Origin of the sequence: Streptomyces sp. NPDC047072 (assembly GCF_040643855.1) — a bacterium.
Lineage (GTDB): Bacteria > Actinomycetota > Actinomycetes > Streptomycetales > Streptomycetaceae > Streptomyces.
Genome location: NZ_JBEYVC010000029.1, coordinates 45,040 through 58,996, shown reverse-complemented (window position 1 = coordinate 58,996; position 13,957 = coordinate 45,040). Strand labels below are relative to the sequence as shown.

The window sequence follows — 13,957 nt, the reverse complement described above, 5'->3', positions numbered from 1 at the left end:
GCTACGGCAGCACAGTGTCGAGCACCTTCGTGACCGGCGCGGTCACCGCTGTGGCCGTCTTCCCGACGCCACCCAGCGCCGCACCGGCCCCCGCGACCCCACGGCCGACCCCCGACCCGGCACCCTCGACGATGCCCCCGACCGCCGACCCGACCCCCTCCGCCGGGTCGGCGGGGCCCGACCCCGGGCCGTCCACCTGGGCGACCCGCGTCTCGTACTGCTCCGACGGCGCTTCCTGCGGGGCCGACTGCCCTTCGGGAGCGCTGTCGGGACGACCACCGGCACCGGGCGGTGGGGCGAGATGCGGGGCGTCCGGACCACCGGAACCACCCGCGCCACCAGAACCACCCGCACCCCCGGGGCCACCCGCACCCCCGGCGCCACCGAGATCGCCCGCACCACCGGGACCACCCGCCCCGCCGGAGCCACCAGGAGGCTCCCCCGGCCCACCGGACAGCGCACCCCCCTGCCCCTGCCCACCCGGACCGGCGACCTCCAGCTCCCACCGCTGCCCCGCCGAGCCGTCGCGTTCGGTGACGACGACGTCGTCGCCCGTGCCCGGCGCGACGAGCAGCCCCTTTCCGCGGCGCAGCAGCAGTTCGCCGCGCACGGTGAGGTCGTAGCGCACCTCGCCGGAGTGCACGAGGCAGTCGGCGACCGCGACGGTCTTCTTCTCCGCGTCCGCGGCGAGGCAGAGCGTGGGGTCGGCGGCGCTGCGCAGCAGGCCGTCGTCCTGGTACGACCACTGCTGGGTGCCCGCCGGGGAGCACGGCGCGAGCACCGCCCGGGAGCCGTCCGCGATGCGGCCGTCGCGGGCGTCGAGGCAGAGGCCCGCGTCGGCACTGCGGAGCCTGCCGTGGCCGACCTCGACGGGGTCGCCCATCGAGGCGGTGGAGGGCGACCCGGCGGTCCGCGAGACCTCCGTGGGACTCGGCAGCACGGTGTTGTTGCTGACCGCGCCCCAGGTGGCGGTCGGCCCGGGAGTGCCGTCGTCGGACCAGCCCCTGGCGACGAGGACCGTCGCGAGCAGGACGAGGGAGGTCACGCCCGCGCCCACGAGGACGGCCTTGGCGTGCCGGCGCGGACGGTCGAGGAGTCCGGCCGGTTCGGGGCGGTGCCGGCCGCCGGGGCGTGGACGGGCGGCGGCCGTCTGTTCGGTTCCGCCGCGGCCGGGCCGCGAGTCGAGGTAGCGGTGGGCGCCCCAGCCGAGGACCGTCTCGGCGAGCAGTGCCTCCAGTCCGCCCTCGAAATGGCTGAGCTGTTCCGCGGCATGGCGGCAGTACCGGCACTCCGACAGGTGTTCCTGGACATCGGGCAACAGCGCCCCTCCCCGGCGAATCGGGACATCCAGGAGACGGTTGTAGAAACGGCATTCGCTGGTCGGCGCGAGTTCCCGGTGGGCCCGTACACACCCGGTGCGGAATTGCTCGCGTGCCTGTTCCAGCGCGGCCGCCGCACGGCCGGTGTCCACCCCCAGCAGACCGGCCGGTACGGATATGGGTTCGGCCTCGACCTCGGTGTGCCACAGCAGGCATTGAGAGGCTCCCGGAAGGGCCCGGAATGCGCGCTCGGCGAGCTGCCGCCTTTCGGAGGTGACCGGGCGCGCGGCGCGCAGACCGCGGCCGCCGATCGTCTTGCGGAGTTCCGGCAGCGCCGTGGAAATTCCGTCGTCCGCGGCCCACTCCCTGACGAACTCCCTTACGGCTGTCAGGAGTTGTGGACGCAGCGCCCCGTCCCCCGCTCGTCCGAGCACCCGGTGGAAGGCCGCGGCGGCCGCCATCTCCGCCGAACTGGACGTACTGGCGAGGCAGATGACCGCGTATGCGTACGTGGCCCGCCAGTGCCGTGCCATCAACAGGGCGACGGCATGGGCATCCACGGCGTTCTCGGCCAGCCGCGCGAGAAGAGTACGGTCCGACTCACCCGGACTCGATCCGGGCCGCGGCGGGTAAGGAGGTCGTGGAGGGTAAGCGGATTGCACTGGGCCAAATTCCTTCCAAGCCGCAGACGGCATGAATATGCCCGTCCGTCGGAAAGCAGGTGCCTGATTGGTGCATACCTACGCCGCGTCAGCTGCGGTTCGGCTCCCGGGGGGCGCTCACCTTCGCACAATTGATGCACAGGAAACAAGAAGTTCGAGTGACCCATGTTCAAAAAGAGGCCGCTTCAGAAAAGTTACCGCGGGTATCCGCACCCGCATTCGAAATAAGCGGCCGGTAAGAGTCAAGTTGTGTGGGCCCCGCGGATGGTTGGCTCACGAAATCTCCAACTTCGAGCGCGCTCCCACAGGAGGCTCCCAGCCTTCTCCCGGCCCGCTCTCATCCCGGTGGCACAGCATGGGGCGCATGATCGTCCCCCACACGACTCCCACCCCTGCCCCCGCCCGTATGGTCCGCAAGGCGGTCGTCCCGGCGGCCGGACTCGGCACCCGCTTCCTGCCGGCGACGAAGGCGACCCCCAAGGAGATGCTCCCGGTCGTCGACAAGCCCGCGATCCAGTACGTCGTCGAGGAGGCCGCCGCGGCCGGGCTCGACGACGTCCTGATGGTCACCGGCCGCCACAAGCGGGCCATCGAGGACCACTTCGACAACGCCTTCGAACTGGAGCAGGCCCTCGCCGCCAAGGGCGACGCCGTACGGCTGGACGCCGTGCGCGACCCGGCACGGCTGGCCAACATCCACCACATCCGCCAGGGCGAGCCGCTCGGCCTCGGGCACGCGGTGCTGTGCGCCCGCCGGCACGTCGGCGACCAGCCGTTCGCCGTGCTGCTCGGCGACGACCTCATCGACCCGCGCGAGACGCTGCTCAGCGAGATGCTCGACGTCCGCGAGCGGCACGGCGGCAGCGTCGTCGCGCTCATGGAGGTGCCGCGCGAGCAGATCCATCTCTACGGCTGCGCGGCCGTGGAGGCGACCGGGGAGGACGGGGTCGTCCGGGTAACCGGCCTGGTCGAGAAGCCCGCGCCCGAGAACGCGCCGAGCGCGTACGCGGTGATCGGCCGGTACGTCCTCGATCCGGCCGTCTTCGACACCCTGGAGCGGACCCCGCCGGGCCGGGGCGGCGAGATCCAGCTGACCGACGCACTCCAGGAACTCGCGGCCGACGGCACGGTCCACGGCGTCGTCTTCGACGGCCTGCGCTACGACACCGGCGACAAGGCGGACTACCTGCGCACGGTGGTCCGCCTGGCCTGCGCCCGCGACGACCTGGGCCCGGAGTTCACCACCTGGCTCAAGGAGTTCGTGGCGGGCCTGGAGAACGGCGAGATCGCGACGGGGAGCGGGCGGGACCGCCTGGCGGCCTGACGAGCAGCGAGGCGCGGGCCCCGACCACATGCCGGGACCCGCGCCTGCCGTACTGCACCCGACCACCGATCTGCCGACGCCGCCGTTCAGCAATCGACCACCGGCCCCGTGGCCAGCCGTGGCCAGAGCCAACCGTCGGCCCGAGAAGCCGTCCTCAGCCGTTCGGCCGCAGTGTCCACACCACCGTCATCTCGGCGGTGACCGCCCCGTCCGCGCGGCGGATCTCGATCGTGACCGGGAACTCCGGGCGCTTGCCCTCGTCCAGTTCCGCGATCACCTCGGCGGCCGGCCGGCCCAGCGCCGCGGTCGCGGTGATGACCCCGGTCGCGAGCTTCTTGTACGCGATCTCGGCCTTCACGGCGAGCGGCACCGCACGCGAGAGCTGGTCCCCGAACGCCGCCAGCACGACCGCCCCGCTCGCCGACTCGCCGAGCGAGAACATCACTCCGGCGTGCGGTCCGCCCACGTGGTTGTGGAACTCGGCCTGGTCCGGCAGGGACAGCACGGCCTTGTCCGGGCCGGCCTCCAGGAACTCGAGGTTCAGGGTCCGGACCAAGGGCACGGTGGCGGCGAGCATCTCGCCGAGGGACGTCTGGTCTGCGCTCATGTCCGCGATGTTACCCACGAGTAGGACAACCTGACCAGGCCCGTCAGCGCAGATATCCCCGATGCACCCAACGCCCCTCGACGACCTCGTCGTCGACACGGCACCCGCCGACACAGACCCACGGCTGCCCCGACCCATTGGTGCAGTCCCAGTACGCGTGCACCCGGTTGTCCTTGTAGACGAAGCCGACCACGCGCGAGTCCGTCCGGAAACGGGCGTGCACCGGCACCTTCTCCCGCGCGACGGTGTAGTCCCGGGACTCGGGCCGGCAACTGAAGGGACCGGCCGCGGCGGGCCCGGCGGTCGCGAGCGGAAGGGCGGAACCGAGGAGCACACCCGCGGTCATCAGGAAGGAGAGCTTCTTCACGGGATCAACATGGGCAAACCGCGCGACGGACGTCAAAGATCGTTGGTCCGTCCGGTGGCGGCCGTTCACAGTGGCCGGACCTGCACCTTGTGGTGCAGAAAGGGTTTGGCAGGTCGGGGCGTCTGCGGGGATAGTCAGCCGGTGACCCCCACCTCCGAGCCCTCCCGCCCCTCCCGCAGACCCTCCTGGGCGAGCCGCAACTACAGCCTGCTGACAGCGGCCGCGTTCGTGACGAACCTCGGCAGCAACGGCGCCCTCATCGCCTCCGCGTTCGCCGTCCTGGAGGCGGGCGGGGACGGCTCGGACGTGGGACTCGTGGCCGCCGCGCGGACCCTGCCCCTGGTGGTCTTCCTGCTGATCGGCGGCGCGGTCGCGGACCGGCTCCCCCGGCACCGCGTGATGGTCGCGGCCAACGCCCTCAACTGCGTCTCCCAGGGCGCCTTCGCCGTGCTCGTCCTGGCCGGCGAACCGCGGCTGTGGCAGATGATGCTGCTCACCGCACTGGGCGGCACCGGCCAGGCCTTCTTCAGCCCGGCGGCCGAGGGCATGCTGCTCTCCTCGGTACAGGGCGAGCAGGCGGGCCGGGCCTTCGCGGTGTTCCGGATGGCGATGCAGGGCGCGGCGCTCGGCGGGGCCGCGCTCGGCGGCGCGATGGTCGCCGCGATCGGCCCGGGCTGGGTACTCGCGGCGGACGCGGTCGCCTTCGCGGTCGCCGGTTCGCTGCGTTCCTTCCTCGACGTGAGCCACATCCCGGCGCGCGAGCCTGGCGAGGGCATGCTCGCCGACCTCCGGGACGGCTGGCGGGAGGTCGCGGGGCGCCCGTGGCTGTGGGGCATCGTCGTGCAGTTCTCCATCGCCAACGCCGTCCTGGGCGCCGCCGACGCGGTCTACGGCCCGCTCGTCGCCCGGGACCACCTGGGCGGCGCGGGCCCCTGGGGTCTCGCGCTGGGCTTCTTCATGGCGGGCACGGTCGGCGGCGCGCTGCTGATGACCCGCTGGAAGCCGCGCCGCCTGCTGTTCACGGGCATCCTGGGTGTCTTCCCACTGGCCCTGCCCTCCGCGGCGCTGGCCGTCCCCGTCTCGGTGCCGGTCCTGTGCGCGGCGATGTTCGTGGCCGGCGCGACCGTGGAGGTCTTCGGCGTCTCCTGGATGACCGCCCTGCACCAGGAGATACCGGAGAACAAGCTCTCCCGGGTCTCGGCCTACGACTGGTTCGGCTCGGTCGCCCTGATTCCGCTCGCGACGGCGCTGGCGGGCCCGGCGGAGTCGGCCTTCGGGCGCACCCCGGCCCTGTGGGGCTGCTCCGCGCTGATCGTGCTGGTCACCGCGGCGGTGCTGTTCATTCCGGACGTCCGCAACCTGCGCCGGAACACCAAGGAGGTGACCCAGACCCCGGTGAGCGGCTCAGCCGATGCCGAACGCCCCGTCGGGGGGCTCGGGTGACGCCACCGCGTCGGCGTCCCGCACGGGCCGCGCGTCGCCGATGAACTCCCGCAGCCCGTCGCCGTGCGCCACCCGTGCCGGGAAGGCGTCGGCGGCGGTGCGCCGGGCCAGCCCCGGCAGGTCGAGCGGCCGGTGCGCGGCGACCAGCACCGCGTTCCCGAACCGCCGTCCCCGCAGCACCCCCGGCTCGGCGATCAGCACCAGTTCCTCGAACAGGCCGGCGAAGTTGGCGAGTTGGGACCGTAGAAACGCGAACGGCGCGGCATCCGCGAGATTGGCGAGATAGACCCCGTCCCCCTTGAGCACCCGGGCGGCCTCCCGCGCGTACTCGACGGACGTCAGCTGTGCGGGCACCCGCGACCCACCGAAGACATCGGCGACCAGCGCGTCGGCGGAGTCCGCGGGAGCACCTTCCAGCCAAGCCCGGGCGTCGGCGGCGTGCAGCGTGACACCGCTCCCCTCGGCCAACGGCAGATGCTCGCCGACCAGCTCCAACAGCCCCCGATCGGCCTCTACGACGTCCTGCCGCGAGCCCGGCCGGGTGGCGGCCACGTACCGGGGCAACGTGAACGCCCCACCCCCGAGATGCACGACGTCCAGCGCCGTCTCCCCCAGGGAGTCCAGCACATGCCCCAGCCGACGGGCGTACTCGAACTCCAGATGGGTGGGTTCGTCGAGATCGACGTAAGACTGCGGAGCCCCATCAACAGTGAGCAGCCACCCCCGCGACCGATCGACATCAGGCATCAACTTGGCGAACCCGAAATCGGTAACTCTGCCAACGGGTATGGACTCATTCACACGTCCATGATGCCTCCCAGGGGCGCGGGGAACTGCGCGACCAGCCACGAAGCGGCCCGCAGTCCCCCCACGTACAAGCACCACCCCTATGGAACGGCGGTCACGGTCCCCGCCCCCACGGTCCTGCCACCCTCACGGATGGCGAACCCGAGGCCCGCCTCCAGCGGCACGTCCCGCCCCAGCTCGACGGTCATGACGACCTTCTCCCCGGGCCGGGCGACGGCGACCGTACCGAGGTCGACGTCCCCCACCACATCAGCCGTACGGATGTAGAACTGCGGCCGGTACCCCGTGGAGACCGGCGTCGTACGACCGCCCTCCCGCGCCGACAGCACATACACCTGCGCGGTAAAGCGACGACTCGGCACCACACTCCCCGGCGCGGCCACCACATGCCCACGCCGTACGGCATCCCGCGGGACGCCCCGCAGCAGCAGCGCCACGTTGTCCCCGGCCTGCGCCTCGTCCATGGGCTTGCCGAAGGTCTCGACCCCGGTGACGACGGTCTCCACCCCCGCACCGAGCACTTCGACCCGGTCACCCACCCGCACGGTGCCCCGCTCGACCGCCCCGGTGACCACGGTCCCGCGGCCGGTGATGGTGAGGACGTTCTCGACCGGCAGCAGGAACGGCGCGTCCAAGTACCGCTCGGGGATGGGCACATACGTGTCCACCGCGTCGAGCAGCGCCTCGACCGCCGCCGTCCAGCGCGGGTCCCCCTCCAGCGCCTTGAGTCCGGAGACCCGTACGACGGGCACCGCGTCGCCGCCGTAGCCGTGCGCGGTGAGCAGTTCGCGGACCTCCAGCTCGACGAGCTCCACCAGCTCCTCGTCGGCCGCGTCCGCCTTGTTCAGCGCGACGACCACGTGGTCCACGCCCACCTGCCGGGCGAGCAGCACGTGCTCCGCGGTCTGCGGCATGATCCCGTCGAGCGCGGAGACGACGAGGATCGCCCCGTCGAGCTGCGCGGCCCCGGTGACCATGTTCTTGACGTAGTCGGCGTGGCCCGGCATGTCGACGTGCGCGTAGTGCCGGGTGTCGGTCTCGTACTCGACGTGCGCGATGTTGATGGTGATGCCGCGCGCGGCCTCCTCCGGGGCGCGGTCGATGCGGTCGAACGGCACGAAAGTGCCCCCGCCACGCTCGGACAGAACCTTGGTGATGGCGGCGGTCAGAGTCGTCTTGCCATGGTCAACGTGCCCCATGGTGCCGATGTTCAGGTGCGGCTTGGTGCGCACGTAAGCGGTCTTGGACATGGCTGTACCTCGAAGCCTCTTCTTGTTCGTGGAAGAACGGGGACCCCAAGGACTTGCCGACCCTCCCCCTGCGGGGTCCGCCGGACGATCCGGGAAGGGTCAGCTTCGGGCGCCGTCTGCGGCGGCCGGGAAAACGGGAACGGCAGCCTTCGGCGCATCCGCGACTGCGGATGCTGCGAGAGCGAAGGCGTACCGGAACATGACGCAGATCATGTCCGACGCGTCGTCCCACGTCGAACGGTTTTCCACGGCCGCTTTCGCGGGCGGCCCACAGGATCCATACGGCGATCACACATCCAGGTCGGTTACCGTCACTGGATGCTCGATGCCACCACCCGCTCTGGGGGCACCGCCACGGCCTCTCCCCGGGCCGCCGCCACGGAGTTCGCCCTCGCCACCCCCGCTCCGGTGGGCCTCACCGCGCGCTGCACGAGAGTGCTGCTGTCGCCGTGGGCGCGGCTGTCCCTGCTCATAGCGCTGCTCGCGGGCGCCGCGTCCACCGTGCTGCTCTTCGAGCCGCAGCGGCTGCTGGCGGACGGCTGGCCGCCCCAGCTCGGCGGGGCCGCTGCGGCTGTCGTGTTCGGGGTGGCTTACGGGTTGTGCACGGTCGCTTTTGTGCCACGTCCTCTACTGAACCTCGCCGCCGGCGCGCTCTTCGGGTCCTCGCTCGGGCTCGCCTCGGCGCTCGCGGGGACGGTTCTCGGAGCGGGGATCGCGTTCGCGCTCGGGCGGGTGCTCGGGCAGGACGCGTTGCGGCCGTTGCTGCGGGGGCGGTGGCTCAAGGCTGCGGACGGGCAGCTCAGTCGGCACGGGTTCCGGTCGATGCTGGCGGCGCGGCTCTTTCCCGGGGTGCCGTTCTGGGCCGCGAACTACTGCGCGGCGGTGTCCCGGATGGGGTACGTGCCGTTCCTCGTCGCGACGGCGCTCGGGTCGGTCCCGAACACCGCCGCGTATGTCGTTGCGGGGGCGCGGGCGTCTGCTCCGACGTCCCCCGCGTTTCTGATCGCCATGGCCGCGATCGCCTTGCCGGCGTTGGTGGGGGCGGTGGTCGCCTGGCGTAAGCGGCACCACCTGCGCCGTTGAAAGTGCCTCGCCGGGTTGTTGGGCGGCTGCGGGTCCGTTGTGGCTGGTCGCGCAGTTCCCTGCGCCCCTTAGTGGGTTGTAGCTAGAGTCCTTCCAGGATCATCGCGTTGGCCAAGCCCCCCGCCTCGCACATCGTCTGCAGGGCATAACGGGCTCCGCGTTCACGCATCGCGTGCACCAAGGTTGTTGTCAGGCGGGTGCCGCTCGCGCCCAGGGGATGGCCCAGAGCTATCGCTCCGCCGTGCACGTTGACCTTCTCCAGGTCCGCGCCCGTCTCCTGCTGCCAGGACAGGACGACGCTGGAGAACGCCTCGTTGATCTCGAAGAGGTCGATGTCGTCGAGGGTCAGGCCCGCGCGGCGCAGGACCTTCTCCGTCGCCGGGATGACTCCCGTGAGCATCAGGATCGGGTCGGAGCCCGTCACCGCGAAGCTGTGGAGGCGGGCCAGGGGGCGCAGGCCCAGGCGGTTCGCGGTCTCGGTGGACGTGATGAGGACGGCCGACGCCCCGTCATTGATCGGGCTCGCGTTGCCCGCCGTGACGTTCCACTCGATCTGCGGGAAGCGTTCGGCGAAGTTCGGGTCGTAGTAGGCGGGCTTGAGACCGGCGAGGATCTCCGGTGTGCTGCCGGGGCGGACGCACTCGTCGCGTGAGACGCCCTCCAATGGGGCGACTTCGGCGTCGAAGAGGCCCTTCTCCCAGGCCGCCGCGGCCTTGTGGTGCGAGGAGACGGCGAACGCGTCCATCTGCTCGCGCGTGATCGACCACTTGGCCGCGATGAGTTCCGCGCTGATGCCCTGCGGGACGAGGCCCTCCTTGTAGCGTTCGGCGATCCCGGGGCCGAAGGGGTCCTTGCCGGGCGGGACGTTCGACCACATCGGCACCCGGCTCATCGACTCCACACCGCAGGCGACGACGAGGTCGTACGCACCGGCGATGACCCCCTGCGCGGCGAAGTGCACGGCCTGCTGGGAGGAGCCGCACTGGCGGTCCACGGTGGTCGCGGGCACCGTCTCCGGGAAGCCCGCCGACAGGGCCGCGTAGCGGGTGGTGTTCATGGCCTGCTCGCCGACCTGGTCGACGGTGCCGCCGATGACGTCGTCGATCAGCGCCGGGTCGATCCCGGAGCGCTCGACGAGGGTGCGCAGGGTGTGGGCGAGGAGTTCGACCGGGTGGACGTGCGCGAGGGCGCCGTTCGGCTTGCCCTTGCCTATGGGAGTACGTACGGCTTCGACGATCACTGCGTCACGCATGCTGCGGGCCTCCAGGGCTGCCAAGGGGCATTACCAGTGAGTAGGAAATCCAAACTCACCATAACTCCGTGAGTTGGAAAAACAAACCCTCCCCTAGACTGGACGCATGGCCGCCACCAAGGACCCCCGCCCCTGCCTGATCGCCGACACCCTCGCGCTCGTCGGCGAGAAGTACTCCCTGCTGGTGATGCGGGAGGTCTGCCTGGGCAACGGCCGCTTCGACCAGCTGGTGCGCAACATCGGGGCGCCGCGCGACATCCTGGCCACCCGGCTGCGGCGGCTGGTGGATGCCGGGATCCTCACCAAGCGGGCCTACAGCGAGCGTCCGCAGCGGTTCGAGTACCGGCCGACACAGGCGGGACTGGAGCTGGAGCCGGTGCTGCTGACGCTCATGGCGTGGGGCGACCGCCATCTCCGCCAGGGCGACCGCCCGATGGTCGTCGAGCACAGCTGCGGCCATGAACTGCTGCCGGTCGTCACCTGCTCCGCCTGCGGGGACGCCGTCGCCCACGACGATCTGACGGCCCATCCCCAGGCTCCCGGCTGGACGGTGAGCGGGCCGACCGCGGCGTAGTCCCAGGGCTCTCGGCGGCAGGGCCCCGGGGCCCTCGCGTCCGCCCCTGTGCCGGAGCCGTCGGTGCGGGACGCTACGCTGCCCCTCGCACCCCGATCACCGTGTCACGGTGACCGGCGCGCCCGACTCCCTTCTGACGATCAGCACTTGGACGCCGTAACTTCATGTCTTGGTTTGAATCCCTCATCCTCGGACTCGTCCAGGGGCTGACCGAGTTCCTTCCCGTCTCCTCCAGCGCGCACCTGCGGCTCACCGCGGCGTTCTCCGGCTGGAAGGACCCCGGAGCGGCCTTCACGGCGATCACGCAGATCGGCACCGAGGCGGCCGTGCTGATCTACTTCCGCAAGGACATCGGGCGGATCATCTCGACGTGGTCCCAGTCGCTGTTCAAGAAGGAGCTGCGCAGCGACCACGACGCCCAGATGGGCTGGCTGGTGATCGTCGGCTCGATCCCGATCGGTGTGCTGGGGCTGCTGTTCAAGGACCAGATCGAGGGGCCGTTCCGCGATCTGCGCATCACGGCCACGATGTTGATCGTCGTCGGCATCGTGATCGGCGTCGCCGACCGGCTCGCCGCGCGCGACGAGAGCGGCGGCAAGCACCGGGCGCCCAAGCAGCGCAAGGGACTTGAGGACCTCGGCATCAAGGACGGCCTGATCTACGGCTTCTGCCAGTCGATGGCGCTCATCCCCGGTGTGTCCCGCTCCGGCGCGACCATCAGCGGTGGCCTCTTCATGGGCTACAAGCGCGAGTCGGCGGCCCGTTACTCCTTCCTGCTCGCCATTCCGGCGGTGCTGGCCTCCGGGCTCTTCGAGTTGAAGGACGCGATGGAGAGCGACCACGTGTCCTGGGGACCGACGATCTTCGCGACGGTCATCGCCTTCGCGTCCGGATACGCCGTCATCGCCTGGTTCATGAAGTTCATCTCGACCAAGAGCTTCATGCCCTTCGTCTGGTACCGCATCGCCCTCGGCATCGTCATCATCGCCCTGGTCACCATGGGCGTCCTGAGCCCCCACGCGGCGGAGTCGGCGACGGAGTGACGCGGGGGGTTCGCCCGACTGACACCTTCCGCCGACCGAAAACCCGTGACCAATCACATACGTCGTGCGTAGCCGTCCGGTAGCGGACCGTCAGTTCTTGCCCCTAGGCTTGTCCGCATGTTCCCCGATTCCGTGACCCCTGGTTCCGCGCGGTCCGCTGCCGAGGTGAACGAGCAGATCCGCGCGCTCTGGATGCGCGCGGGCGGCACGCTGTCGGCCCAGGAGCGCGCGGAGTACGAGCTGCTGGTCGTCGAGTGGGCGGCCGCGATCCGCGGCGACATCATCGAGGCGGCCTGACCGACCCCGGTCGCCCGCACGTCGGCCGAAACTCCTTGTACAAACCGGGAGTTCCCTCCGATACCCTTCCCGGACCCACCGTCGAGTGTCCCTCGAAGTGAGGTCATGCCATGCGAGCGATCGTCGTGGGAGCGGGCATCGGAGGACTGGCCGCGGCCGTGAGCCTGCGCCGGGCCGGTCATGAGGTCACCCTCGTCGAGCAGACACCCCGCTTCACCGAACTCGGCGCCGGAATCCAGCTCGCCCCCAACGCCACCCGCGAACTACGCCGGTTGGGCCTGCTGGACACCGTGGCGGCACAGTCCGCGTACCCCTCCCACATCAGTTTCCGCTCCTGGTCCGACGGCTTGGAGATCTGCCGTTACGAACTGGGCCGCGAGGCCGAGGACACCTTCGGCGCGCCCTACCTCCAGGTCCATCGGGCCGATCTGCAACAGGCGTTGGCGGCCGCGGTGCCGCCCGCCTCGGTGCGGCTCGACACCGTCGTCGTGGGCGTCGACCAGGACGCCAAGTCCGCCTGCGTGGTCACCGGCGACGGCGAGGTGCTGGACGCCGACCTCGTCGTGGCGGCGGACGGCATCCGCTCCGCGGTCCGCCAGTGGCTCTTCGGCAAGGACGCGGCGGTCTTCTCGCACACCGCCGCCTTCCGCGCCCTGCTCCCCGCCGCCGAGGTCGCCGACCTGGACCTCCCGGACACCGGCATCTGGCTCGGCCCCGGCCGGCACTTCGTGCACTACTGGGTGCGCCGCCGCGAACTCCTCAACGTCGTGGCCGTCGCCACGGCGGACGAGTCGGCGGCGCAGGAGTCGTGGACCGCGCGTGCCGAACCCGGCGAGCAGTTAAGGGAGTTCGAGGGCTGGTCCCCCACGGTGCTCGACGTCCTGGAACGGGCGGGCCAGGTCTTCCGCTACGGCATCTACACCCGCACCCCGCTCGCCCGCTGGAACACCGGCCGCATCACGCTCCTGGGCGACAGCGCCCACGCGATGGTGCCGTTCCAGGCCCAGGGCGCGGCCCAGGCGATCCTCGACGCGGCCGTCCTCGGCGACTGCCTCGCGGACGCGGCCCCGACGGACGTACCGGAGGCCCTGGAGCGCTACGTGCACCGCCGTCTGACGACCGCCACCGGCATGCAGGCCAGGTCCACGCGGGCGGGCGCGGAGTTCCACCTCCCGGACGGCCCCGAGGCCGAGGCCCGCAACTCCCGGATGGCGGCCCACGCGGCCGAGCACCGCTTCCTCCCGGTGGCCACCGAATGGGCCGTGGACCCACTGAACGAGCCGAAGCCGGAACCAGAACCGACCTGAGCCCGGCGAGAAGGCGCACACGAAGACCCCGCACGCCCCTTGGCTCCGTCCGCCCCATGCCCAACACTGAGCCGATGACGCAGCGTGTGGAGCTCGCGACCGTGATGGACCGGCTGGCCGTCGACGCCCTCGTCACCGACTACGCCGTGGCCGTGGACGACGGCGACTGGACCTCGTACCGGGCGCTGTTCACCCCGGACGGACGCGCGGACTACCGCTCGGCCGGCGGGATCGAGGGGGACGCCCGGCAGGTCTGCGACTGGCTCGCCGAAAGCCTCGGGCTGTTCTCGATGCGCCAGCATCTGATCGTCAACCGCCGGGTCCGCTTCGGCCTGCTGGAGCAGGACACCGGCGACACCGCCCGCGTCCAGGCCGACTACATCAACCCGATGCGCCTGGCCGGCGACGACTCCCCGGAAACCGCCCCCGACTTCGTCTGCGGCGGCCGCTACGCCTTCGCGCTGCTGCGCACGGACGACGGCTGGCGGCTGCGCGAGGTCGTCGTCCAGGAGAAGTGGCGGCGTCTTCCCGCCCCGCGCCCGGCTCCCGTGATCAACTGAAACGACGCCATCACCCGAAGGTGGTCAACAACACGCACACTGGTAACACCCACGGGGTAGGA

At 71.2% G+C, this 13,957-nt stretch carries 14 protein-coding genes; 8 read left to right on the top strand and 6 right to left on the bottom strand.

Annotation, left to right across the window (positions count from 1 at the left end):
• Position 1 precedes the first annotated feature (1 nt).
• Positions 2 to 1,879: an RICIN domain-containing protein gene (locus ABZ896_RS15735; RefSeq protein WP_360927983.1), complete on the bottom strand. Its 1,878-nt coding sequence runs from the start codon at positions 1,877 to 1,879 to the stop codon at positions 2 to 4.
• A 466-nt stretch (positions 1,880 to 2,345) separates the two neighbouring features.
• Between ABZ896_RS15735 and galU the strand changes: the two genes are divergently transcribed.
• Complete coding sequence (gene galU / locus ABZ896_RS15730) at positions 2,346 to 3,305, top strand: UTP--glucose-1-phosphate uridylyltransferase GalU (protein WP_360927980.1); 960 nt, start codon at positions 2,346 to 2,348, stop codon at positions 3,303 to 3,305.
• Between the two features lie 154 nt (positions 3,306 to 3,459).
• Here galU and ABZ896_RS15725 read toward each other — a convergent pair whose 3' ends face one another.
• Positions 3,460 to 3,912 (bottom strand): DUF4442 domain-containing protein, encoded by a 453-nt coding sequence (locus ABZ896_RS15725; RefSeq protein WP_360927977.1) that lies wholly within the window; start codon positions 3,910 to 3,912, stop codon positions 3,460 to 3,462.
• A 43-nt stretch (positions 3,913 to 3,955) separates the two neighbouring features.
• On the bottom strand, positions 3,956 to 4,279 hold the full coding sequence (locus ABZ896_RS15720) for a hypothetical protein (RefSeq protein ID WP_360927974.1): 324 nt from the start codon (positions 4,277 to 4,279) through the stop codon (positions 3,956 to 3,958).
• Between the two features lie 141 nt (positions 4,280 to 4,420).
• Between ABZ896_RS15720 and ABZ896_RS15715 the strand changes: the two genes are divergently transcribed.
• Positions 4,421 to 5,722 carry an MFS transporter gene (locus ABZ896_RS15715; protein ID WP_360927972.1) on the top strand — a complete coding sequence of 434 codons (1,302 nt, stop codon included), beginning with the start codon at positions 4,421 to 4,423 and terminating at the stop codon, positions 5,720 to 5,722.
• Here the strand turns inward: ABZ896_RS15715 and ABZ896_RS15710 are convergent.
• Positions 5,684 to 6,523: a fused MFS/spermidine synthase gene (locus ABZ896_RS15710; RefSeq protein ID WP_360927970.1), complete on the bottom strand. Its 840-nt coding sequence runs from the start codon at positions 6,521 to 6,523 to the stop codon at positions 5,684 to 5,686. The two genes, ABZ896_RS15715 and ABZ896_RS15710, sit on opposite strands and share 39 nt — an antisense overlap.
• An 86-nt stretch (positions 6,524 to 6,609) precedes the next feature.
• A complete protein-coding gene (gene tuf, locus ABZ896_RS15705; protein ID WP_360927968.1) occupies positions 6,610 to 7,779 on the bottom strand; it encodes an elongation factor Tu in 1,170 nt (389 codons plus the stop codon).
• Positions 7,780 to 8,097: 318 nt separating this feature from the next.
• On the opposite strand from tuf, the gene ABZ896_RS15700 reads away from it, so the two are divergent.
• On the top strand, positions 8,098 to 8,862 hold the full coding sequence (locus tag ABZ896_RS15700) for a VTT domain-containing protein (protein WP_360927965.1): 765 nt from the start codon (positions 8,098 to 8,100) through the stop codon (positions 8,860 to 8,862).
• A gap of 82 nt (positions 8,863 to 8,944) precedes the next feature.
• Here the strand turns inward: ABZ896_RS15700 and ABZ896_RS15695 are convergent, their stop codons facing one another.
• Positions 8,945 to 10,114 (bottom strand): thiolase family protein, encoded by a 1,170-nt coding sequence (locus ABZ896_RS15695; RefSeq protein WP_360927962.1) that lies wholly within the window; start codon positions 10,112 to 10,114, stop codon positions 8,945 to 8,947.
• Between the two features lie 106 nt (positions 10,115 to 10,220).
• Between ABZ896_RS15695 and ABZ896_RS15690 the strand changes: the two genes are divergently transcribed.
• The 5 genes from ABZ896_RS15690 to ABZ896_RS15670 all read left to right on the top strand — a co-directional run bounded on the left by ABZ896_RS15690 (position 10,221) and on the right by ABZ896_RS15670 (position 13,895).
• The gene (locus tag ABZ896_RS15690) at positions 10,221 to 10,688 is read left to right on the top strand and encodes a helix-turn-helix domain-containing protein (protein ID WP_360927959.1); all 468 of its coding nucleotides are present in this window, start codon (positions 10,221 to 10,223) and stop codon (positions 10,686 to 10,688) included.
• A gap of 164 nt (positions 10,689 to 10,852) precedes the next feature.
• Positions 10,853 to 11,731: an undecaprenyl-diphosphate phosphatase gene (locus tag ABZ896_RS15685; protein ID WP_360927956.1), complete on the top strand. Its 879-nt coding sequence runs from the start codon at positions 10,853 to 10,855 to the stop codon at positions 11,729 to 11,731.
• Positions 11,732 to 11,848: 117 nt separating this feature from the next.
• Positions 11,849 to 12,028: a hypothetical protein gene (locus ABZ896_RS15680; RefSeq protein ID WP_360927953.1), complete on the top strand. Its 180-nt coding sequence runs from the start codon at positions 11,849 to 11,851 to the stop codon at positions 12,026 to 12,028.
• 110 nt (positions 12,029 to 12,138) lie between these two features.
• Complete coding sequence (locus ABZ896_RS15675) at positions 12,139 to 13,335, top strand: FAD-dependent monooxygenase (RefSeq protein ID WP_360927950.1); 1,197 nt, start codon at positions 12,139 to 12,141, stop codon at positions 13,333 to 13,335.
• A gap of 74 nt (positions 13,336 to 13,409) precedes the next feature.
• Positions 13,410 to 13,895: a nuclear transport factor 2 family protein gene (locus ABZ896_RS15670; RefSeq protein ID WP_360927947.1), complete on the top strand. Its 486-nt coding sequence runs from the start codon at positions 13,410 to 13,412 to the stop codon at positions 13,893 to 13,895.
• Positions 13,896 to 13,957: the final 62 nt, after the last annotated feature.